This window comes from Streptomyces sp. NPDC059679 (assembly GCF_042734105.1).
Classification (GTDB): Bacteria; Actinomycetota; Actinomycetes; order Streptomycetales; family Streptomycetaceae; genus Streptomyces.
The window spans coordinates 25040-46431 of the sequence record NZ_JBHWES010000027.1; the positions used below are offsets into that span (position 1 = coordinate 25040).

Annotated in this window: 19 protein-coding genes and 1 tRNA gene; 11 read left to right on the forward strand and 9 right to left on the reverse strand. The window is 72.1% G+C overall.

The features are described from left to right. Positions 1–93 precede the first annotated feature (93 nt). Together ACFV2X_RS26930 and ACFV2X_RS26935 are read left to right on the forward strand one after the other, a co-directional pair. Positions 94–2259, forward strand: a complete 2166-nt coding sequence (locus ACFV2X_RS26930) for a HelD family protein (RefSeq protein ID WP_385621007.1) — start codon at positions 94–96, stop codon at positions 2257–2259. Between the two features lie 17 nt (positions 2260–2276). Next, positions 2277–3011: a Crp/Fnr family transcriptional regulator gene (locus ACFV2X_RS26935; RefSeq protein WP_385621009.1), complete on the forward strand. Its 735-nt coding sequence runs from the start codon at positions 2277–2279 to the stop codon at positions 3009–3011. Here ACFV2X_RS26935 and ACFV2X_RS26940 read toward each other — a convergent pair. From ACFV2X_RS26940 to ACFV2X_RS26960, 5 genes are all read right to left on the reverse strand, one after another. Beyond that, a complete protein-coding gene (locus ACFV2X_RS26940) occupies positions 2999–3799 on the reverse strand; it encodes a polysaccharide deacetylase family protein (protein ID WP_385621011.1) in 801 nt (266 codons plus the stop codon). The two genes, ACFV2X_RS26935 and ACFV2X_RS26940, sit on opposite strands and share 13 nt — an antisense overlap. Positions 3800–3874: 75 nt before the next feature. Beyond that, positions 3875–4561: a formylglycine-generating enzyme family protein gene (locus ACFV2X_RS26945; RefSeq protein ID WP_385621013.1), complete on the reverse strand. Its 687-nt coding sequence runs from the start codon at positions 4559–4561 to the stop codon at positions 3875–3877. A 5-nt stretch (positions 4562–4566) separates the two neighbouring features. After that, a tRNA-Cys gene (locus ACFV2X_RS26950) sits at positions 4567–4641 on the reverse strand. A 140-nt stretch (positions 4642–4781) separates the two neighbouring features. Continuing rightward, positions 4782–5654, reverse strand: a complete 873-nt coding sequence (locus ACFV2X_RS26955) for an alpha/beta fold hydrolase (protein WP_385621015.1) — start codon at positions 5652–5654, stop codon at positions 4782–4784. A 123-nt stretch (positions 5655–5777) separates the two neighbouring features. Beyond that, positions 5778–6524 (reverse strand): Clp protease N-terminal domain-containing protein, encoded by a 747-nt coding sequence (locus tag ACFV2X_RS26960; RefSeq protein ID WP_385621017.1) that lies wholly within the window; start codon positions 6522–6524, stop codon positions 5778–5780. Positions 6525–6649: 125 nt separating this feature from the next. On the opposite strand from ACFV2X_RS26960, the gene ACFV2X_RS26965 reads away from it, so the two are divergent. The 3 genes from ACFV2X_RS26965 (at position 6650) to ACFV2X_RS26975 (ending at position 9638) form a co-directional block, all read left to right on the forward strand. Next, positions 6650–7555, forward strand: a complete 906-nt coding sequence (locus ACFV2X_RS26965; protein ID WP_385621019.1) for a LysR family transcriptional regulator — start codon at positions 6650–6652, stop codon at positions 7553–7555. A gap of 75 nt (positions 7556–7630) precedes the next feature. After that, a complete protein-coding gene (locus ACFV2X_RS26970; protein WP_385621022.1) occupies positions 7631–8263 on the forward strand; it encodes a cysteine dioxygenase in 633 nt (210 codons plus the stop codon). A gap of 64 nt (positions 8264–8327) precedes the next feature. Next, on the forward strand, positions 8328–9638 hold the full coding sequence (locus ACFV2X_RS26975; protein WP_385621025.1) for a putative sulfate exporter family transporter: 1311 nt from the start codon (positions 8328–8330) through the stop codon (positions 9636–9638). 73 nt (positions 9639–9711) lie between these two features. Here ACFV2X_RS26975 and ACFV2X_RS26980 read toward each other — a convergent pair whose 3' ends face one another. Continuing rightward, positions 9712–10257, reverse strand: a complete 546-nt coding sequence (locus tag ACFV2X_RS26980) for a hypothetical protein (RefSeq protein WP_385621027.1) — start codon at positions 10255–10257, stop codon at positions 9712–9714. A gap of 323 nt (positions 10258–10580) precedes the next feature. Here ACFV2X_RS26980 and ACFV2X_RS26985 point away from each other — a divergent pair, with 323 nt between their 5' ends. The 6 genes from ACFV2X_RS26985 (at position 10581) to ACFV2X_RS27010 (ending at position 19840) form a co-directional block, all read left to right on the forward strand. Continuing rightward, positions 10581–12083 carry an MFS transporter gene (locus ACFV2X_RS26985; protein ID WP_385621029.1) on the forward strand — a complete coding sequence of 501 codons (1503 nt, stop codon included), beginning with the start codon at positions 10581–10583 and terminating at the stop codon, positions 12081–12083. Positions 12084–12239: 156 nt separating this feature from the next. Beyond that, positions 12240–14039 carry a DEAD/DEAH box helicase gene (locus tag ACFV2X_RS26990; RefSeq protein ID WP_385621031.1) on the forward strand — a complete coding sequence of 600 codons (1800 nt, stop codon included), beginning with the start codon at positions 12240–12242 and terminating at the stop codon, positions 14037–14039. Positions 14040–14508: 469 nt separating this feature from the next. After that, the gene (locus tag ACFV2X_RS26995; protein WP_089512356.1) at positions 14509–15150 is read left to right on the forward strand and encodes an IclR family transcriptional regulator; all 642 of its coding nucleotides are present in this window, start codon (positions 14509–14511) and stop codon (positions 15148–15150) included. An 86-nt stretch (positions 15151–15236) separates the two neighbouring features. Next, positions 15237–16025 carry a S16 family serine protease gene (locus ACFV2X_RS27000; RefSeq protein WP_385621035.1) on the forward strand — a complete coding sequence of 263 codons (789 nt, stop codon included), beginning with the start codon at positions 15237–15239 and terminating at the stop codon, positions 16023–16025. Positions 16026–16128: 103 nt separating this feature from the next. Beyond that, complete coding sequence (locus ACFV2X_RS27005) at positions 16129–17013, forward strand: DUF4132 domain-containing protein (RefSeq protein ID WP_385621037.1); 885 nt, start codon at positions 16129–16131, stop codon at positions 17011–17013. Further along, positions 17003–19840: a hypothetical protein gene (locus tag ACFV2X_RS27010; protein WP_385621040.1), complete on the forward strand. Its 2838-nt coding sequence runs from the start codon at positions 17003–17005 to the stop codon at positions 19838–19840. Before ACFV2X_RS27005 ends, ACFV2X_RS27010 begins: the two co-directional genes overlap by 11 nt. A 23-nt stretch (positions 19841–19863) precedes the next feature. Here the strand turns inward: ACFV2X_RS27010 and ACFV2X_RS27015 are convergent, their stop codons facing one another. The 3 genes from ACFV2X_RS27015 to ACFV2X_RS27025 all read right to left on the reverse strand — a co-directional run bounded on the left by ACFV2X_RS27015 (position 19864) and on the right by ACFV2X_RS27025 (position 21272). Next, entirely contained in the window at positions 19864–20091 is a 228-nt protein-coding gene (locus ACFV2X_RS27015; RefSeq protein WP_385621041.1) for a hypothetical protein, read from the reverse strand. A gap of 22 nt (positions 20092–20113) precedes the next feature. Continuing rightward, positions 20114–20710, reverse strand: coding sequence for an ArsR/SmtB family transcription factor (locus ACFV2X_RS27020; protein WP_385621043.1), 597 nt, complete (start codon positions 20708–20710; stop codon positions 20114–20116). Between the two features lie 94 nt (positions 20711–20804). After that, positions 20805–21272 (reverse strand): Lrp/AsnC family transcriptional regulator, encoded by a 468-nt coding sequence (locus ACFV2X_RS27025; protein WP_385621045.1) that lies wholly within the window; start codon positions 21270–21272, stop codon positions 20805–20807. Between the last annotated feature and the right edge of the window lie 120 nt (positions 21273–21392).

The following is a 21392-nucleotide window of genomic DNA, read 5'->3' on the forward strand; positions in this document are numbered from 1 at the left end:
TTGAGGGCCGATCCGCCCAAGTAAGTCAAGACTTACTTTCTCGGGAATTCAGCCGCATAGTGGTGCGGCTGAATTCCCGAGAGGAGCCATGTGTTGTCGCAGGTCACCGATACCGCCGCGCGGTGCCAGGTCGAGTTGGAGCAGACCCATGTGTCCGCCCTGTACGGACTGATCAGCGAGCGGATTGCCGAGGCGCGGACGCAGTTGGCCGATGTGCTGAAGGCATCGGCCGGGCGGAGCGACAGCGCGGGCGAGGTGTACGAGCGCGAGGTCGCCGCCGGGCGGCTGGCGAGGGAGGTGCGCAGGCTGGAAGGGGCCGAGGAGGGGCTGGTCTTCGGCCGGATCGACGGTGTGGACGGCATGGCCCTGCGCATCGGACGTCTCGGCCTGCACACGGACGAGGACGATCTGCCGCTGCTCGTGGACTGGCGCGCGGACGCGGCGCGCCCCTTCTACGAGGCGACCCCGATCCATCCGATGAGCCTGCGGCGCCGCCGTCATCTGCGGCTGGAGGGGCGTGCGGTGGCGGCGGTGAGCGATGAGCTGCTGGACGGCTCCGCCCCCACTGCCGACGACATCGTCGGCGACGGCCCGCTGGCGGAGGCGCTGCAGGCGCGGCGTACGGGACGGATGCGGGCGGCGGTCGCGACGCTGCAGGCGGAGCAGGACGACGTCGTCCGGTCCCCGCACCGGGGGGTGACGGTGGTGCAGGGCGGCCCCGGCACCGGCAAGACGGTGGTGGCGCTGCACCGGGCGGCCTATGTGCTGTACGCGTTTCCGCGCGCCGCCGAGCGCGGGGTCCTGGTGCTCGGTCCCAACACGCGGTTCCTGGACTACATCTCCCAGGTCCTGCCCTCGCTCGGGGAGAACGATGTCGTCCTGGCGACCTGCCAGGAGCTCGCAAGGGCAGGGGTCGTTCCGGAGGCCGTGGAGCCGATCGACACGGCCCGCCTGAAGGGCAGCACCGCGCTGGCCGACGCCCTGGCGGGCCTGGTCCGCGCCAGGCAGGCGCCGGGCGGTGACTTCGCCGTGCGCGTGGGACAGGAATGGATCCGCCTGGAGGACGGGGATGTCGCCAGGGCACGCGACGCGGCCGTGGCAGCCGACGTGGGACACAACCGGGCGCGCCAGGTGTTCAAGGAGCTGTTGGCCGACGCCGTCACACACGCGCTGGAACGTGGCACGGCCGAGACCCTGGAGCGCATCGACGCCGAGGTCGCGCAGAGCACCGGCCTCGACCTCGACCGGGCCGCGGCGGCCGACCTGCGCCGGCTCGGCCTCGACGACGGACCGGCCGAGGGGCCGGCCGATGAGTTCGACGCGCGGGCCGTCCGGGCGAACCTCCTGGACGACGCCCACTTCGACGGTGCCGTGGAAGCGCTGTGGCCACGGCTCGCGCCCGACGACCTCGTACGGGCCCTCCTGACGGATCCCGACGCACTCGCCGAGCATCTGCCGCGGCTGACCGATGAGGAACGGTCCCGGCTGCTGCGCACTCCGCACACCGAGGGCCAGCGGCGGACCGACGCCTGGACCGACGTGCCGAGCGACGCGCGGTCCGACGCGTGGACCGACGCGGATGTGCCGCTGTTGGACGAGGCGGCGAGCCTGCTCGACGGCCCGCCGGAGCGGACGTACGGACACGTCGTCGTCGACGAGGCGCAGGAGCTGACCGCCATGCAGTGGCGGATGGTCGTGCGCCGCTGCCCGGCCAGGTCGATGACCCTGGTGGGCGACTTCGCCCAAGCGGGCCCGGCGTCGACCGCACACGACTGGCAGCAGGCCCTGAACCCCCATGTCGGCTCGCGGTTCAACCTGCACACCCTGACCGTCAGTTACCGCACCACGCAGGAGATCCTGGCCACCACCCGGGATCTGCTCGCACGTATCGCCCCCGGTCAGACCCTGAGCCGCTCGATCCGCCGCGGCGAGGTGCCCCGTACCCGCACCGCGCCCCCGCACACGCTGGCCGCCACCGTCGAGCAGGAGCTCCGGGCCCAGGTCGCGGCGCACCCCGGTGAACTGCTCGGGGTGATCTGCGCGGACACCAGGCTGGACGAGCTGACGTCCGCGGGGATCGCGCGGCAGGCGCGGCTCGTACCGGTATCCGAGGCGCGCGGTCTGGAGTTCGACGAGGTCGTCGTCGTGGACCCGGAGGAGATCATCGCGGCACGCTCCGGTGGCGAGCGGGACCTGTACGTCGCGCTCACCCGGGCGACGAAGCGGCTCTGCACGATCGCCGTCCGGTCCGATCAGTGACGTCGAGGGAGGTGGCCATGGCCATGGCCGGGGACGAGCCCGAGCCGTTGACGTGGCGCGCGCTGGGCGCCGTGCCGCTGTTCGCGTCGCTGCCCGAGGCGCGGCTGCGGGAGCTGTGGGCCGCGTCCGTGCCGCGCGGCCACCCCGTCGGCAGCGTGCTCAGGTCGGCGGGCGCCCCGGCCGACCACCTCCTGGTGCTGCTGCGCGGCCGGGTCGCGGCGACGGGCACGACCGGCGGCGGACGCGTGGTCCGGTACGGGCAGTGGGACGGCCCGTGCGCGTTGGACAAGGTCGCGCTGCTCGACGGCCGGGGGCATACCGCCACGTTCACCGCCCTGACGTGCTGCGCGGTGCGCAGTGTGCGGCGCGACAGGTTCCTCGGGCTCGTCGACGACACGGCCGCCGTCCGGGCCCATGTGTTCGCCGTGCTCGCCCGCCAGGCACGCGCGCAGCAGCAACGGCTCACCGAAACCGCCACCCTCCCGGCCGAGGCCCGGCTGGCCGGCTGGCTACTGGCGCAGGCCGCCGCCTCGGCCCCGGGAGTTGTGTCCGTACGGATCCCGGGTACGCAACAGGAGCTGGCGGACACCCTCGGCGTGACGAGGGTGACCGTCAACCGGGCACTGGCCCGGCTCCGGCGCGACGGGCTGATCCGCGTCGAGCGGGGCTGCGTCCACCTGCTCGCCCCGGAGTCCCTGGCGCTGCGCGCGGGGGACGAGCACGGGAACGAGAACGGAGCTCAGGGCTTGTAGACCTTGCCGGCCTCGGGCTTCCCGGGGGCCATCAGCTGGGAGACGGTGACGACCGTGTAGCCGCGCTTCTTGAGCCCTTCGAGGATCCCGGGAACGGCGGGCACGGTGCCCTTGTAGATGTCGTGCAGCAGGATGATGCCGTCGCGGTCCACCTGGTCGAGCACCCGCTTGGTGATGAGCGCGGAGTCGGTCGTCTGGTAGTCCTTCGCGGTCACGCTCCACAACACCTGCGCGATGCCGAGCTCGCGGCAGATCTTGGTGACCCGGTCATCGGTGCGGCCCTGCGGCGGACGCATCAGGAGGGGCTGCTTGGAGCCGGTGATCTTGGCGACGGCGTCCTGGGTGCGGGTGATCTCGTCGCGCACCTCGTCGTCGTCGGACTTGGTCAGGATCTTGTGCGTCCAGGTGTGGTTGGCCAGTTCATGGCCCTCCGCCGCGATGCGGCGCACCATGTCGGGGTGCTTGAGGACATGGTTCTTGCCGAGCATGAAGAAGGTCGCGTGCGCGTTCTCCTTCTTCAGGATGTCCAGCAGGCGGGGCGTGTTCTCGCTGGGCCCGGCGTCGAAGGTGAGGGCGACGCACTTGGCCTTCGAACAGTCGACGGCCCCCGCCTTGACCTCCTTCCCGTCAGCCGAGGCGCGCTCGCGGGCGCTGCTCGGCGCGGTCGCGTCGTACGAGGCGCCGCCGCAGCCACTGAGGGCGAGCGCGAGGGAGGCGGCGGTCAGAAGCCCGGCTATCGGCTTGGCCTTGCGCTTCCGGTCCGTCGATATGCTTTTACGTCTATACACGCGGTGTAGATGTCACGACCAGCACAAAGGTTCGCACCGTGACCAAAAAGCGATCAGGCAGCTACCTCCGCGACATCACAGTGTCAGCGACCGGGCCAGCCGGAAGCCGAGGTCGTCGATGCGCAGGGTCGGATGGCTCTTGCGGCGGCACGACGCCCGGCACCCCCGAGGCGGGTCGTACGCGCCTCCGCCGCGGAAGACCCGGTACGGGCCGTAGACGCCGGGGTCGTAGAGATCCCAGCACCACTCCCATACGTTGCCGATCATGTCGTGGAGACCCCAGGCGTTCGGCGCCTTGGCCGCGACCTCGTGCACCCGGTCGCCGGAGTTCCCGCGATACCAGGCGATCTCGTCGAGTTCGCCATAGCGCACACCGGAGTCCCCGGCCCGGCACGCGTACTCCCACTCCGCCTCGGAGGGAAGCCGATAGCCGTCGGCCGTCCAGTCGCAGTCCACGTCCCGCGCGTCGGGGTCCTGCTCGTCCTGCTCGCTGCCCAGCGAGTAGCAGGGCGTGAGCCCGCTCGCCTCCGACAGCAGATTGCAGAACCGGATCGCGTCCCGCCAGGAGACCTCGGTCACCGGCGTCCGCGCCCCCGCCGCCCCGCCCGCGGGCGCCTCGCCCCGTACGGCGCCGTACAGCTCGCGGGTCACGGGGTACGGCGCCAGCCGGAAGGACGCGACCTTCACCTGCCAGTCGGTCCGCGTGCCCTCGTCCCGCAGGACGATCTCCCCGGCGGGGATCTCCACCATGTCTGTGCTCATGTTCATGGAGGCCGTGGCGGGAATCGAACCCACGTAACTCGCTTTGCAGGCGAGCCCCTCAACCACTCGGGCACACGGCCGATGTCGTGCTCTCGTGCCTTCGACGATAGGGACGGGGCAGGAGGGGCACAACGGCCCGGCGGGCGCTGCCATGCGACTGACATACGGCGTTCATGATGCGTGTTCGTGTTGGGCGTTCGTGTTGGGCCGGGGGCCGGGTTCAGGTGTGGGTCAGGAACTCCTCGACCACCGGGCGGAAGAGCTCCGGCTCGTCGACCCACGGGTAGTGCCCCACGCCGTGCAGCGGCCGCACCCGCCCGTGGGGAAAGGACTCCGCGACCAGCTCACCGGCGCGCATACCGGTCACCGCGTCCCGGTCCCCGGTCACCACCAGCACCGGGCACCGCACCTCCCGCAGCCGCACCAGCACCGCCCGCCGCGCCGCCTCGTCCACGCCCTGCCAGAAGCCCGCGCGCGGCACCGGGCCCAGTTGTTCGCCCTCGCTCGCGGCGTGTGCGCGCTGGGGTTCGTCCCAGCGGCCGTACGCCATGGGGGCGGCCTGGAGCAGCAGTTTGCGCACCTCGGCCAGGTCCGTGGTGTCGGGCAGCAGCTGGACCGCGGCCGAGGCGTCGGGCCACCATGGCTCGGTGGCGCGGGCCTCGAAGATCTCGCGGGCGTCCTGGGGGAGTTCGCCCTGCATCCGCGCGCCGGGGCAGACCAGGATCAGGTGCGTCAGCCGCTCGGGGTGGGCGGCGGCGTACGCCTGAGCCGTCGCGGCGCCCGCGTCGTGGGCGAGCAGCGCGAACCGTTCGAGTCCGAGGTGGCCGCGGAGCGCTTCGAGGTCTTCGGCGAGGCTGGGGAAGGCGTAGCCGCTCGGTTCGGCGGCCGGCGGGGAGTCGCCGGTGCCCCGGCTGTCGGGGATGACCAGGGTGCGCTCGGCGTCGAGCCCGCCGAGGTCGCCCAGATACGCGGCGTTCCGCCCCGGCCCGCCGGCCAGGCAGACGAGCGGCGGCCGGGCGGCGCCGCCGCCGGTACGGGACTCAAGGAGGCGGTAGGCGAGTTCGGCGCCGTCGTACGAGGTGTAGTGGGGCATGGGGCCAGCTTGCCTGATTACGGCGGGCATACGGCGCCCGTCACGCGGCGTCGGCCCGTCGCGTGGCTTACGCGGCGCCGGGCGCCGCCGCGTCGAGCGGATCGCGGCGGCGGGGCGTGAGTTCTACGGTGCGTAAGTCGCCTGGCTCTCGGCGGGATTGGCCGCTGCGCTGAGGGTTTCCGCGCTCAGGCCCGCCTCGTCGAGCACCGTCGCGGCCACCCCGCGGCCGATCCGGGCGAGCCCCAGGAGCAGATGGTCGCAGTCGATGTGAGCCGAGCCCGCCTCCTCCGACCGCTCCTCCGACCGCTCCTCCGCCAGTTCCTCCGCGAGGGCGATGGCCTTGCGGGAGTAGGGGGTCCAGGCGATTCGTTCGGCCGCCTGTGACGCTCCCATGCTCAGCCGGTCGCCGACGGCCCTGTGCAGGGTCTCGGGCGATGCGCCGGCGGCGCTCAGGAGGCGGGTGGCGCTGTTGTCCTCGGCGGTGAGGCCCCAGAGCAGGTGCTCGGTCCCGATGTAGTTGTTGCGGTGCTGCACCGCGGCCCGTTTGACGTGCGTCATGGCCTGGCGGAGTTCTTCGCTCATCGTCTCGGGGCCGTAGCGCTTATGGGGCGCGTGGAAGCGCTGCTGCACGGCCTGCCGGGTCACGCCGAGGGCCGTACCGATGTCCGTCCATGAGCAGCCGTGCATCCGGCAGTGCTCGACATAGTCCTCGACCAGGTCGTCGGCGAGGGCCTGCAGCCGGCCGGCCAGGTCGGCCGCGGTGGTCAGGAGGGCCAGCCAGTCGGGCTGCTCCTGTCCACCCGGGCGGTGGGCGGTGGCGCAGGTCCGGTCGACTTCCGCGATGAGGTCGTCAAGATCGGGAATCGTCATGAGGCAAGTACGCCTTGACAGTTTGGATTTGTCAAGGCGTACTTGCGTAGGCGGGTTTCGTGGGTGATCCAAAAGCGAGGGAGGGGAGATGTGCCCGAACCCCAAGTTGCGCTTATGATTCGAGGGTGTTCGACTCCCGGCACATCAAGACGTTCCACGAGGTGGTCCGCGTCGGCTCGTACTCCGCCGCGGCCCGCTCCCTCGGCTATACGCAACCGGCGATCACGCAGCAGATGAAGGCGCTGGAACGAGAGGTCGGCAGCCCGCTCTTCGTCCGCGTCGGCCGTGGCATGCGGCTCACCGAGGCAGGGGAGACCCTGGCCCGCCACGCGGACGTCATCCTCGACTCCATCTCCGCCGCCCGGCAGCAGCTCAACGCCATCACCCGGCTGCGCGCCGGCCACGTACGCCTCTGCGGCTTCCCCAGCGCCAACGCCACCCTCATCCCCGAGGCCATGGCCCGCCTCGCCGCCGCCCACCCGGGCGTACGGGTGGAACTGCTCGAAGGCGAGCCGCCCGAGTCGCTGGGCCGGGTGGTGCGCGGCGAATGCGACATCACGCTCGCCTTCACCTATCCCGGCCTGCGCGAGCAGGCCCCCGCCGAACTGGTCGAGATCCCCCTGCTCGAAGACCAGCTGACCGTGCTGCTGCCCACCGGCCACCCGCTGGCCCGGCGGCGGGCCGTCAAGCTCACGGAGCTGAGCGGGGAGCGCTGGATAGCGGGGTGTCTGCGCTGCCGCGCCAACTTTCTGCACGAGTGCGCGGAGCAGGGCTTCGCCCCCGATATCGCCTTTACGACGGACGACAACCTGGTCATCCAGAGCATGGTCGCGGCGGGGCTCGGCGTGGCGATGATGCCCGGGCTCGTCCTGTCCTTCCTCTGCCACCAGAAGGTCACCGGCCGCGCCCTGGAGCCCGCCTCGCGCCGCCATGTCTCGGCGTATGTGCTGCGGGAACATCTGCGGGTGCCGGCGACGGAGATGGTGCTGGAGGAGCTGAAGGCGGTGGCGGCGAACCGGGTCGGCTGCTGACCCATAAGCAGCTGTTGAGGTTCGCGAAGAAACCGTCGTTGGACGTGATGGTTCCGGCGGCAGGACCCTGCGGCCATGACCACTCCGACCGCCTCCGCGCCGCCTGTCCCCGCGTCGCCTGTCCCTGCGTCGCCTGCCTCCGCGCTGTCTGCCCCCGCGTCGTCCGCCTTGCGCCGGACCGCGCGTATCAGCACGTTCGTCGACGAGGTGCGCGAGGCCGTCGGGCGTGGCCTGGCACCGGACCTGACCGCCCAGCTGGTCGCCGACCGCCTCGCCCCCCACCTCGGCGCGCCCGACCTGCTCACGGCGGCCCAACGGCAGGGCGACGCCGCGAGCTACCGCCAGCACCTCCTGCACGCCGAACCCGACGGCAGCTTCTCCGTCGTCGCCCTCGTCTGGCTGCCCGGCCAGCGCACCGCCATCCACGACCACGTCTCGTGGTGCGTGGCCGGCGTCCACGAGGGCCAGGAACGCGAGCGCCGCTACGACCTCGTCCCCGACGGCACCACCTCCCGCCTGGTCGCGGTGGCGGAGGTGACCAACCCGCTCGGCTCGGTGGCCGGGTTCGCGCCGCCGGGAGATATCCACAGGGTGTGGAACGCGGGTGCGGGCATGGCGATCTCCATCCACGTCTACGGCGCGGATGTCGCCCGGCTGGGCAGCAGCGTCCGGCGCGTGTACGCCGTGCCGGAGAGTGAGGACCTGTGAGCGCGTGGCGCCGCACCGGAATGGCTGTTATGTCTGGCCGAGGCCGATGCGGGTGGGCCGGTCCATGGCGCTGACGGATGCGCGCGGCGGCTCGCCGGGTGCCGACGGCGTGCCGGACGTCGGCGGCTCGCCGGGCGTGCGCGGCGCGGCCGCGGGGCCCGGGGCGACTGTGTGTCCTGCGGCGGGCGGCGCGGCGCCTGAGTACCCCGCGCCCGGCACTCCGACGCGGCCGTCGGGCGCGCCCGACGCGGGCACGGGACCGCACGGCACAGCGTCCGCGCCTTGCGCACCCGAGGCCGTGGCGCCTCCGGCGTCCCGCCGCGCGGCGCGGATCCGCGTCCTCTTGCCCGGGTTGGGGCTCGGCGGGCTTGGCGTGGCGGGGGCCTGGGCGGTGCACCTGGCGGTGCCTGGCGTGCCGATGCTGACCGTTGCCGTCGTGCTGGGCATCCTCGCCGCGCATCTGCCGGGCACGCGCGGGGTCGTACGGGGCGGTGGCCGGGCCGGGCTGTCGTTCGCGGGGAAGCGGCTGATGCGCCTGGGCGTGGTGCTGCTCGGGCTCAAGCTCAGCCTGGACGATGTGCTGGGCCTCGGCTGGGCGAGCGTGGCGATGGTGTGCGGCGTGGTCGCGGCCACGTTCTTCGGCACGTGGTGGCTCGGCCGCCGGATGGGTCTGCGCGGCGACCAGCCGCTGCTGGTCGCCACCGGCTACGCGATCTGCGGCGCGTCCGCGATCGGCGCGGTCAGCGAGGTGTCGGACAGCGATGAGCGCGACGTCGCGACGTCCGTGGCCCTGGTGACGCTGTGCGGGACGCTCGCCATCGCCGTACTGCCGCTGCTCCAGCACCCGCTGGGGCTCAGCGACGCGCGGTTCGGCCGGTGGGTCGGGGCGAGCGTGCACGATGTGGGGCAGGTCGTGGCCGCCGCGCAGACGGCCGGGCCGTCGGCGCTGGGCGAGGCGGTGCTCGTTAAGCTGATGCGGGTGGCGCTGCTGGCGCCGCTCGTCGCGGCGGTCGCCATCTCCGTACGGGCCCGGCGGGCGCGGGGGGCCGAGCGGGCCCGGTCGGCCCAGCTCGGTCTCGGCGAGGAGGCCGGACGTACCGCCCCCGCGACCCGGCGGCCACCCCTCGTGCCGCTGTTCGTCCTCGGCTTCCTGGCGATGGTCGCCGTGCGCAGTACGGACCGGCTGCCGTCCGCCGCGCTCGACACCGCCGCGACCGCCCAGGAGCTGCTGCTCGCCGCCGCCCTCTTCGGCCTCGGCAGCGCGGTGCACCTGCCCTCGCTGGCCCGTACGGGCGGGCGCGTGGCGGCGCTCGGGCTGTGTGCGTGGGTGGTGGTCGCGGGCGTCGGCTACGGCGGGGTGCTGCTCACGACGTAACGTCGCCCGAAGGACGGTGTGGGGCCCGGCGGCCGCTCCGGGCCCCGTCGCCCCATGCGCCTTACGACGCGTATTACGACGCGTAGATCTCGGTCATCTCCGTGATCTTGCCGTTGCCGTCGACCGTGATTTCGTAGAAGTTCCGGCCCCAGCAGTCGCTGGCGTCCACCTTCGACTGCCCGCCGTCGTACTGCTTGCCTGTCGGGTCCGCACACGTCTTGATGTGCGCGATGCCGCCGTTCTGGGCGGTCAGGGCCCGCTGTGTGGAGTCCTTCTTGCTGATGATCGTCACCTTGGCGCCGCCCGAGGCGACGGAGTAGGTGTGCAGCGCCCCGACCGCCCGGTACGCCTTGCCCTGGTGCGAGCTCGTGGTGCACTGCCGCTTGGCGTTCTTGGCGATGATGTTGTTCATCGCGCCTTCGACGTTGTTGACCCAGATGACCTTGCGGCCGTTGGCGGTCGTCGAGCAGCCGCCGTTGCCGTTCCCGCCCCCGTTCTTGATCTTCTTGCCGTACTTCTTCTTGTTGGCCTTCTTCGCGGCGTGGCTTCTCGAGGAGTGCGACTTGCCGCTGCTGCCACCGCTGCAGGCGGTGAGGGTGAGCGCTGCGGTGACAAGCACGGCGGTGGCGAAAAATGGGCGGATGGCTGGGCGGATGGAAGGCACGATTCCCCCGTGGTGCGGGCCTGGTCGTCCACGACCAGGCATGGAGTGAGGCTGGGGCCGAACGTCGCAGACAAGGCGGTGTGGCGACCTGGCCGAAAGTCTATGGGTGTGAGCATGGCGAACCGATGTCGCTTACCGAATCCTGGGTGAGCGGTTTCCAATCTGTGACGCCGTTCGGACGCCGATCGTGGCTGGTTGCCGAGCCTAGGACCGAGGGCCGAGGCCATATCCGCCCCGCGCCAGGTGTGTCCCCCGGAAACGCCTCTTACGCTGGCGTGATGACCGCAATCGACCCGCGCGACACCGACGTCGCGGACAGTCCCGCCGCACCAGCCGAAGCCGAAGACACAGCCAACGCCGAACACGTAGCCGAAGCCGAAGACGGCGGCGGCTCCGTACTCGCGCGGCGCTACCGCGCCCTCACCCTCGGCATCGTGTCCGTCGTCTCCCTCATCGCCTTCGAGGCGAGCGCGGTCAACACGGCGATGCCGGTCGCGGCCCGCGCCCTCGACGGGGTCGAGCTGTACGCGTACGCCTTCTCCGCGTACTTCACCGCGAGCCTGTTCGCGATGGCGCTGTCGGGCGAGTGGTGCGACCGCCGGGGGCCGCTCGCGCCGCTGTTCGCCGGGATCGCGGCCTTCGGGGCCGGTCTTGTGGTCTCCGGCTCGGCGCAGGACATGTGGACGTTCGTGGGCGGGCGCGCGGTGCAGGGGATCGGCGGCGGGCTGGTGATCGTCGCGCTGTACGTACTGGTCGGCCGCGCCTATCCACAGCGGCTGCAACCCGCCGTGCTGGCCTCCTTCTCCGCCGCCTGGGTGCTGCCGGTGATCGTCGGACCGCTGGTCGCGGGGACGGTCACCGAACAGGCCGGATGGCGCTGGGTCTTCCTGTCCATCCCGGTGCTGATACTGCTGCCGCTCGCGGTGATGCTCCCCGCCCTGCGCAAGGTGGACCGGGGCGAGCCCTCCCCGGCCATGAACCGCCGCCGCATCCTCCTCGCACTCGCCGTCGCGTCCGGCGCGGGCCTGCTGCAGTACGCGGGCCAGGACCTGGCCTGGATCTCCCTGATCCCCGCCGCGGCGGGCCTCGCGCTGCTCGTCCCCTGCGTCCTGCGGCTGCTGCCCCCGGGCACCTTCCGGGCCGCCCGCGGCCTGCCGTCCGTGGTGCTGCTGCGCGGCGTCGCGGCGGGCTCCTTCCTCGGCGCGGAGAGCTTCGTACCGCTGATGCTCGTCACCGAGCGCGGCCTGTCGGCCACCGCGGCCGGGTTCTCGCTCACCGGCGGCGGACTGACCTGGGCGCTCGGCTCGTACACCCAGAGCCGCCCGCGCCTGGAGCCCTACCGCGAGCGGCTGATGGCGGCGGGCATGCTGCTGATGGCGCTGTCCATCGGCATGGTCCCGCTGGCGCTCGTCGACTCCGTACCGGCGTGGCTGGTCGCCGTGGCGTGGGTGATCGGCGGCTACGGGATGGGGCTGGTCATCTCCAGCGGCAGCGTGCTGCTCCTCAAGCTCTCCGGCCCCAAGGAGGCGGGCAGCAACTCCGCCTCCCTCCAGGTCTCCGACGCGCTCGGCAACATCACGCTGGTGGGGCTGAGCGGAGTGCTGTTCGTGGGCTTCGGCGGCGGCTCGGTGGCCGCGGGCCATGTGGGGGAGGGGGCCACGGCGGGGACGGGGACGGGGCACGCGGGGGCGTTCGCGGCGGTGTACGTGGCGATGGCGGCGGTGGCGCTGATGGGGGCGGTGCTGACGACGCGGCTGCGGCCCGTGGCGGAGAGGCTGTAGTACCGAGTCGCGGAGGGGCTGTCCCGGTTCGTGGGGCCAGTGTGAGCTGAATCCCACCTCCGGGTGGACCCGGGGCGTAGCCCCCAAGCGTGAAGGATGGCACCGGTAGGCTGACGCGGTCCTCGAACCCCCTCGCCGATCAGCCCGACGGAGACCGTGACTACTACCGCCTCCTCCACCACCAGCCATCACCTCTCGCCCGCCTTCCCCGGGCGGGCCCCTTGGGGTACCGCGAGCAAGCTGCGCGCCTGGCAGCAGGGCGCGATGGAGAAGTACGTACAGGAGCAGCCCCGCGACTTCCTCGCGGTCGCCACACCCGGCGCCGGCAAGACAACCTTCGCGCTGACGCTCGCCTCCTGGTTGCTGCACCACCACGTCGTGCAACAGGTGACGGTCGTCGCACCGACCGAGCATCTGAAGAAGCAGTGGGCGGAGGCCGCGGCCCGGATAGGCATCAAGCTGGACCCCGAGTACAGCGCCGGACCCCTCGGGCGGGATTACCACGGTGTCGCCGTCACCTACGCGGGCGTCGGCGTGCGGCCGATGCTGCACCGCAACCGCTGCGAGCAGCGCAAGACGCTGGTCATCCTCGACGAGATCCACCACGCCGGCGACTCCAAGTCCTGGGGCGAGGCATGCCTGGAGGCGTTCGAGCCGGCCACCCGCCGGCTCGCGCTGACCGGCACCCCCTTCAGGTCCGACACCAACCCCATCCCCTTCGTCGCCTACGAGGAGGGGAACGACGGCATCCGGCGCTCGGCGGCCGACTACACGTACGGATACGGCAGCGCCCTGAACGACGGCGTCGTCCGGCCGGTCATCTTCCTCTCCTACAGCGGCAACATGCGCTGGCGGACCAAGGCCGGCGACGAACTCGAAGCGCGGCTCGGCGAGCCGATGACCAAGGACGCCGTCTCGCAGGCATGGCGCACCGCGCTCGACCCGCGCGGCGACTGGATGCCGAACGTGCTGCGCGCCGCCGACCAGCGGCTCACCGAGGTCCGCAAGTCCATCCCGGACGCGGGCGCGCTCGTGATCGCGACCGACCAGGACTCGGCGCGCGCGTACGCCAAGCTGATCCGCGAGATCACCGGCAGCAAAGCCACCATCGTGCTGTCCGACGACTCCGGGGCCTCACAGCGCATCGAGGACTTCAGCCACTCCGAAGACCGCTGGATGGTCGCGGTCCGCATGGTGTCGGAAGGCGTGGACGTGCCGCGCCTGGCCGTCGGCGTCTACGCGACCACGATCTCCACCCCGCTGTTCTTCGCGCAGGCCGTCGGCCGTTTCGTACGGTCCCGGCGGCGCGGCGAGACCGCCTCCGTCTTCCTGCCCACCATCCCCATGCTGCTCGGCTTCGCGAACGAGATGGAGGTCGAACGGGACCACGTCCTCGACAAGCCCAAGAAGGAGGGCGAGGAGGAGGACCCGTACGCCGAGGAGGAGAAGCTTCTCCAAGAGGCCGAGAAGCAGCAGGACGAGGACACCGGCGAGCAGGACATGCTGCCCTTCGAGGCGCTGGAGTCGGACGCGGTCTTCGACCGGGTGCTCTACGACGGCGCCGAATTCGGCATGCAGGCGCACCCGGGCAGCGAGGAGGAACAGGACTACCTCGGCATCCCCGGGCTCCTGGAGCCCGACCAGGTGCAGCTGCTGCTCCAGCGGCGGCAGGCACGGCAGATCGCGCACAGCCGCAAGAAGCCGGACACCGAGGCTGACCTGCTGGAACTCCCGGCGGAGCGGCGGCCGGTGGTCACCCACAAGGAACTACTCGAGCTGCGTAAGGAGCTCAACTCCTTGGTGGGGGCGTACGTCCACCAGAGCGGCAAGCCGCACGGGGTGATCCACACCGAACTGCGCCGGGTGTGCGGCGGGCCGCCGAGCGCGGAGGCGACGGCGGGGCAGATCCGGGAGCGGATCAAGAAGGTGCGGGAGTGGGCGACGCGGATGCGGTGACGGCGTACGCCGTGGCGTCGCCCGTGCCGACGCTGTAGGCGCGCCGCCCGCGCCGACGCCGTACGCCGTGACTGCCCGGCCGCGCCGACGCCGTACGCCGTACGGGCGCCCACGGCGCTGTGCGCCGTGACGCCCGTACGCGGCGCCCACGGCGCTGTAAGTCCGCGGAAGGGCTTCCCCGTAAGCCCTTCCGCCTTGTATATGTGCCCGTCATGGAATCGGGGCGAAAGCCCATCATCCCGGCGTACATGCGACCCTCTACAGGGCAGCTCCGCTCGGATTCTGGACAAACTCTTTCGCTCAGCGGACCAGCTCGCTACCGTTCCGGCCAACGCACACGCCCCGTGGCAGCGCCGCCGCGGAGCGCAGCCGGTGCGTGCGACCACGACCGGCGGCCTCTGGCGCGCCGTCGTCGGGACCGGCGGCGCCCTCTGCCAAGAGCCGCCACTCATACGGAGGAGGGGGCGTCGTGACCGCGGAGACCTCCCAGACGCTCGACCGAGGACTGCGCGTCCTCAAACTGCTCGCCGACACCGATCACGGGCTGACCGTGACCGAGCTGTCCAACAAGCTCGGCGTCAACCGCACCGTGGTGTACCGCCTGCTGGCCACGCTCGAACAGCACTCCCTCGTACGCCGCGACATCGGCGGCCGTGCGCGGGTCGGGCTCGGCGTGCTGCAGCTCGGCCGCCAGGTCCATCCGCTGCTGCGCGAGGCGGCGCTGCCCGCGCTGCGCGCCCTCGCCGACGACATCGGCGCCACCGCGCACCTCACCCTGGTCGACGGCGCCGAGGCGCTGGCGGTCGCGGTCGTCGAACCGACCTGGACCGACTACCACGTCGCCTACCGGGCCGGCTTCCGCCACTCCCTGGACCGCGGCGCCGCGGGCCGCGCCATCCTGTCCGCCCGCTCGGGCCGGGGCGGCGACCCCGGCTACGTCCTCACCCACGGCGAACTGGAAGCGGGCGCGAGCGGCGCGGCCGCGCCCCTGGTCGGGGTGACCGGGATCGAGGGCAGCGTGGGGGTGGTGATGCTCTGCGACGCGGTGCCGGAACGGGTCGGTCCGCGCGTAGTGGACGCGGCCCGCGAGGTCGCGGACGCCCTGCGCTGACGGTCTGCGGCCACGGCGGTGGGGCCGGGGCGGCCAGCCGACGGGGCGACGCACCTCGCACCCCGGGAGTCAACTAGATTCACACCATGCCTGCCGTCTCCCCGCGTGCCCGGATCGTCGCGATCTGCTCCGCGCCCGTCATCGCCCTCCTCGCGGTTGCCGCCTTCGCGCCGCTGCCTTTTTCCGTGGCGGAGCCCGGGACGACCGTGAATGTGCTCGGTTCGGACCACGGTGGGCCGGTGATCAAGATCTCCGAGGCGAAGGCTCGTAAGACCACCGGGCAGCTGCGGATGACGACGATCGCGGCGACCGGGCCGGACGCCACGGTTCGGCTGAAGGACGTCATCAGCGGCTGGTTCGACACTGACCGCGCCGTGATGCCGCGCGACTCCGTCTACCCCGTCGGCAACTCGACCAAGGAGATCGAGGCGCACAACGCCAAGGAGATGCAGGAGTCCCAGGACGACGCCACCAAGGCCGCGCTCGGCTATCTCCATCTCTCCTCCAAGGACGTCAAGGTGCGGCTGCGTCTCGCGGACGTGGGCGGGCCGAGTGCGGGGCTGCTCTTCTCGCTCGGGATCGTGGACAAGCTCGACGGGGACGGACGCGGTGGCGATCTCACTGGCGGCCGTACGATCGCCGGGACCGGCACGATCACGGCGGGCGGCAAGGTCGGCGCGGTGGGCGGGGTGCCGCTCAAGACGCAGGCGGCCCGGCGGGACGGGGCGACGGTGTTCCTGGTTCCGAAGGCGGAGTGTTCGGACGCCAAGGCCGAACTCCCCAAAGGGCTGCGGCTGATCCCCGTCACCACACTCAAGGGCGCCGTGAACTCGCTGGTGGCGCTGGAGTCCGGCGGCCAGGTGCCGCACTGCTGACTCAACACCGCTGACTCAACACTGCTTGACTCGCTGCCGCAGAGCGGCTGTTGAGCCGCTGCCGCGCGGTCGACTGTCGTAGGGGCCTGTCATAGTCGGCAGCATGTCCACACCCCTTGATCCGCTTGTCTGGGTTCCGACCGTGGGCGGTCATGAACTGGCCCTGGACGGGACCACTCTCACCTGCCGTAACAGCAGCGGCCGGGTCCTGAAGTCGGTCCCGAAGGCCGTGCGTACGAGCCCGGCGGGCGAAAAGCTGACGGAGTTGCGTGACCGGCTGTTGCGGCATGAGGCGGAGTGCCGGGCGACCGTGGAGTCATGGCTGCTGGCCGGCGTGCCGATACCCGCCGCGCTCCTGGCCCGCGTGTGGCCGGACCCGGGCTGGCGGTCGTGTCTGCGGCATCTGGTGGTGGTCGTGGACGGGCAGGTCGGGCTGTTGGAGGAGGTGAGCGAGGAGGGCCGTACGTGTCTGAGGGGCCCGGACGGCACCCCGTACGCCCCTCCCGTGGGCGTGGGCGTGGGCGTGGGCGTGGGCCCGGTGACCGTGTCGCACCCCGCCCTGCTGCCCGATGTCGCGGCATGGCAGGGCGCGCTGGACGCGGCCCAAATAGCCCAGGGGATCACGCAGTTGGCCCGAGATGTCCACCACCGCCCGGCAGACGTCGACCCCGAGGCCACGAGCGTCGACGACTACGCGGGCGGGTACTTCGAGGAGCTGCGCCACGCCACGGCGCGCGCGGCCCAGCACGGCTTCGTCATGCGCGGCGGCTTCGCGGTGGTGCGGACCGTCGGCCGGGGCGCTCCCGTCCAGGCCCGCTATTGGCTGGGCACCGACGACCCCGGTCTGCCCGCCGATACCGGGCGCCTGACCTGGGTCGACGAGGCCGAGCGCCCCGTCCCGCTCGGCGAGGTCGGCCCGGTGGCCTGGTCCGAAGGGGTTCGTATGGCCGCGTTGATCTACGGGGGAAGGCAGACCCATGACCAGTGACCACAGCGACGGCCGCCGCGGGGACGGCGACCACGACCCCGGCACCCCGATCGCGCTCGACGTGGGCCTGGCGCCCGTCGGCACCCCGGACGGCGAGCCGATCACCGCCCGCCGCTACGACCACCCGCTGCTCGGCGACCGGCCCGTCGTCCGGCTGATGGGGGAGGCCGCCGCGCCCGGCGAGGACCGGTTGCTGGCCGCCGCCGGGTTCGGCGCCCCCGACGTCGGCCCGCCGGTGGCGGCCGGGCGCCGCCGCGAGCTCGGCTATCCGGCCTGGGCCCTGATCCACGACCCCGGCAACGCGGATGTCGCGCTGGCGGTGGCGCCCGAGATGGAGCGGGCCGAGCGGCTGGTCAAGGCCAAACCCGGGCCCGCGCTCGAGATGTACCAGCGCATCAGTGAGAAGCTTCCGCACGACCACCACCCGGCCTACTGGGAACAGGCCGGCCGGGCGATGATCGCGGCCGGACGGCACAAACAGGCCGCGATCATGTTCGGCAGGGCCCGTGCGGCGGACCGTCACGCCACGGCGGTCGACCCCGCCCGGCGCCGCGCGGTCTTCTTGGAGTTCGCCCTCGCCGGGGCGCTGTCGGTCAAGGACATCAAGGCGTACGTAACCGAACTGGCCCGGGGAGCCAACCCCGTCGACTCCTACGGCGAGCTGCGCGAGCTGGCCGTCCGCCGTACCCTCGGCGGCCTGCCGCCGTGGCCCGACATGCTGCCGCAGCTCGCCAAGCTGGCCAAGGCCGCCGGTCTGGACGTCGTGGCCGAGTTCCGGCTGCTGCTGGAGACCCTGGTGGACGCGCCGGCGCTGTGGCGGGCGGCGGACGGATTCTGGACAGCGCCCGCTCAGCGCATCCACCTGGCGTCCGCGATCGCCGGGTCCGCGACGCTGCGGAAGCGGCTGCTGTGGCAACTGACCGACCTGCCGCGCTCGGACCTGGACGCCTGGTGGATCGAGCTGCTGGAAGAGACGGGCGCCTTCGGCGAGTTGACCGCCGACGCCAGTGCCAACGCCGCTGACTGGCTGACCGCGATGCTGGCCCGATACCGGGGGGAGGGTCCGCGCGGCTGCCCCAAGGTGCCCGAAGAGCTGCTGCGGCTGCTCCCCGGGCTCGCGGAACGCATCCGTGACGCCGACGGCCCGCCCGTACGGTTCGTCGGCCCCGACCCCGTACGGTCCGGCAGCGGCTCGTCGGACCGGCACTGGATCGACGCAGCCGTCCCCGGCCGCTGCCTGGCCGTCGGCATCCCGGTCGCGGACCCCGATCCACACCAGATGCTGGCCCATTGGCAGGACGCCACCCGCGTCGGGCTCGAAACGCTGACCGCCGATGCCCGGTTCGCCGCCGCGCTCACCCGGACCATCCAGTACGAGACCCGGTACGACGGCTTCGGCGACCTATGGACGAGCGAACCGCTGCGGCCCCTCCTGCGCGACATCGTCGACGCCTGGCTGTGCGATGCCCGGTCCGGCGGTCTGCAGGGCGCCCTCGACGCGCTCACCGCCCTCGACCGCGGCATCGGGCTCGGCCGGCGGGCGGTGGCGGCGATGCCGGACCTGCGCGCTGGGATCAAGGACATCGACCTGGTGGCCCCGCTGACCCGGTCGCTGCGCGCGGGCATCCTCGACGAGCTGGGCTGGCAGGCCCTGGACGAGGCCGCCGCCGAGCTCAAGGGGCAGACGTATTGCCGGGCGAGCTGGCCGGTCCTGACGGCGCACGACCGGAGCCGTGCCATCGCGGTGGGGCCCGGCGGCCGGATCGCGGAGCACCGGTACCGGGCGCCGCGCGGAGCGAACCAATTCGACTACGACGTCCATGTGTTCTTCTCCGGCGGACACTTCCTGGTGTGCCACTGGGTCAACGGCAAGTCCACGATCCACTGGTCCGACGCTCCGGACGACCAGTTCGAAGTGACGTATCAGATGTGGCGCTCGCTCGACCACGAGCCCCCGCGCCGCGGTTACACCTTCCTGGCCCCGGACGGCCGGCGGTTCATGGGCCACCGCCCCCTCGCCCCGGGCGACCGGCGCGTCGGGCCGAACGGCCATATGTTCCACGACGGCCGGACCTTCTGGTGGCACACCGAGACCGGCTCCGAGCCCCGCGTACGGCGCATCGACCCGGCCGCCGACGAACTCGGCGAGCCGGGACTGCCGGACTTCTTCGACCCGTCCGTGGTGGGCGAGGACGAGCACTGGGTCATCGAGTCCTCGTCGCTGGCACCGCTGCCCGAGGGCGTCACCACATCGCCGCTGGGCACCGACGGCACCCTCGTGGGTCTGCGGGTCGCCAGGGACCGGACGACCGGGCGGTTCCGCTACCACCGCATCGACGGTGTCGAGGGGGCGATCGACCTGCCGCCCGGCTCGAAAGGCGCCTGGGGCCTGCTCGACATACCGGGGGCGGCGCACCGCCTGCTGCTCGACGGGGACGGCGAAGTCACCGCCCGCGACCCGGAAACCGGCGCCCCCCACTGGCGGGTGGAGCTGAAGAACCGCCGCTCGATGGCCCCTGGACCATCCCCGATGGCCGCGGGTACGTCGCGTATGCCACCGCCCGCCTTCTGGCACTTCCTCACCCCCCGGGACCCCGCCGGGTCACGGGCCCTGAGGGAGATCCCCGAGGACACGGTCCGCCGACTGCTCGCGGCCGCGGCCACCTCGGAGCGGGCGCTGACGGCCGCCGTCCAGTCGCTGCTGCCCGAGGTGGGCCACCCGCTGCTGCTCCGGGGAGTCGTCGGATTCGTCCAGGAGGCCGCCTGGGGGATCCGCACCCGGGACAAGATCCTGTCGCGGCTCAAGAAGGCGGGGACGGGCGCCTGACCGATGGGCGTCCGACCGGACGCTCACAGCCGGGCCGCCAGGCCCGGTTGTTGTCCCGGCCGGGGGCGCGGCGTCGCGAGGCGCAGGCCCACCTCGACCAGCGTCCAGCCCAGCCGGCTCCGCAGCCGACGCGGGGGGCGGGGTTGGCGGGCCGGGCGGGGCCGGTGCCGTGCGCGGGCGCGCAGGGCCTCGCGGTGCAGCCGCTCGGCCCGGATGCGGTGCAGCCGCAGATGGATGTCGTCGCCGTACATGGTCGTTCCCCCCAGGGATCGGTCAGTCCTCGTCGCGCGGGAAAGCGTGCAGATGGACGCGGTAGCGGGCCGAGCCCTCGACGTCCTGACCCACTTCCTTCTCGCGGTAGCCAGCGATCACCTCATGCACCTTGTCGCGCATCTCGGCGGCGAGTTCGGGGGTGAGGCGGGTGGTCCAGTCGCTGATGTCCCAGGCGCGGCGCCACTCCTCGGGCCACTCGCGCCAGCTGCCGAGCCAGGTGGACATTTCCTCGCCATGGCTGGTGGCGAGTTCGTACAGCATGGTGCTCATCGCACCGCGCACCGACGGGTCGGCGTCGCGCAGCAACTCGTCCACGCCCATGCGGATGCTGCGCTGCGCGCTCTTCCACCACCGCTCGCGTCCCCTGCCGCGCTCCGGGTCCTCAACGACGAAGCCGTACCTGGCCAGCTGCCGGAGGTGATAGCTGGTGGCCCCGCTCGATTCGCCGAGGCGGTCGGCGAGTTGAGAGGCGGTCGCCGGGCCGTACTCGCGCAGCGCGTCGAGCAGACGCATCCGCAAGGGGTGCGCGAGCCCGCGCAGGGAGCGGGCATCCAGCACTCGTACGTCGTCGGGCAGCGGCTTCTCGTTCTCGGCCATGGTCGGCAGCGTAAGCATGCAAAGACTCCGTTGCAAGGCTTCCTTTGCGTGAAAATTTTTGCAACGAAGTCTTTGGAAGTTCGAGTGCCCCCGGTCAGTCCTCCGCCGCCTGCTTGACCAGCGGGATGATCCTCAGCGGTACCGCGTTCTCCATCACGATCGTCGTCGACGCCCGCACGATCCCCTCGAACCCCACCACCCGGTCGATCACCCGCTGCAGATCCGCGTTGGAGCGGGCGACCAGGCGGCAGAGCATGTCGCCGTGGCCGGTGGTGGTGTGCAGTTCGAGCACTTCCGGGACGCTCGCCAGGTGGCTCCGTACATCCGGGCCCTGGCCCTGCTTGATCTCCAGGGTCGCGAACGCCGTGACCGGATAGCCGATGGCCGCCGGGTCCACCTCGGGCCCGAAGCCCCGGATCACGCCCTGGGCCTGTAGCCGGTCCAGCCGCGCCTGCGCCGTGCCGCGCGCGACGCCGAGCCGGCGGGACGCCTCCAGCACGCCGATCCGGGGCTCCTCGGCGAGCAGTGTGATCAGTCGGGCGTCGAGCCGGTCGATTGCCACGGCGGTCCTCCTGCTGAGGGCGAGAGTATGAGGGTGGTCACTGTGTACAGAATGCCCGGCAAGTCACCGGCATAGCTATACGGAGTGTCCATCGAATCATCGAACTGTTGCGCATCCTGA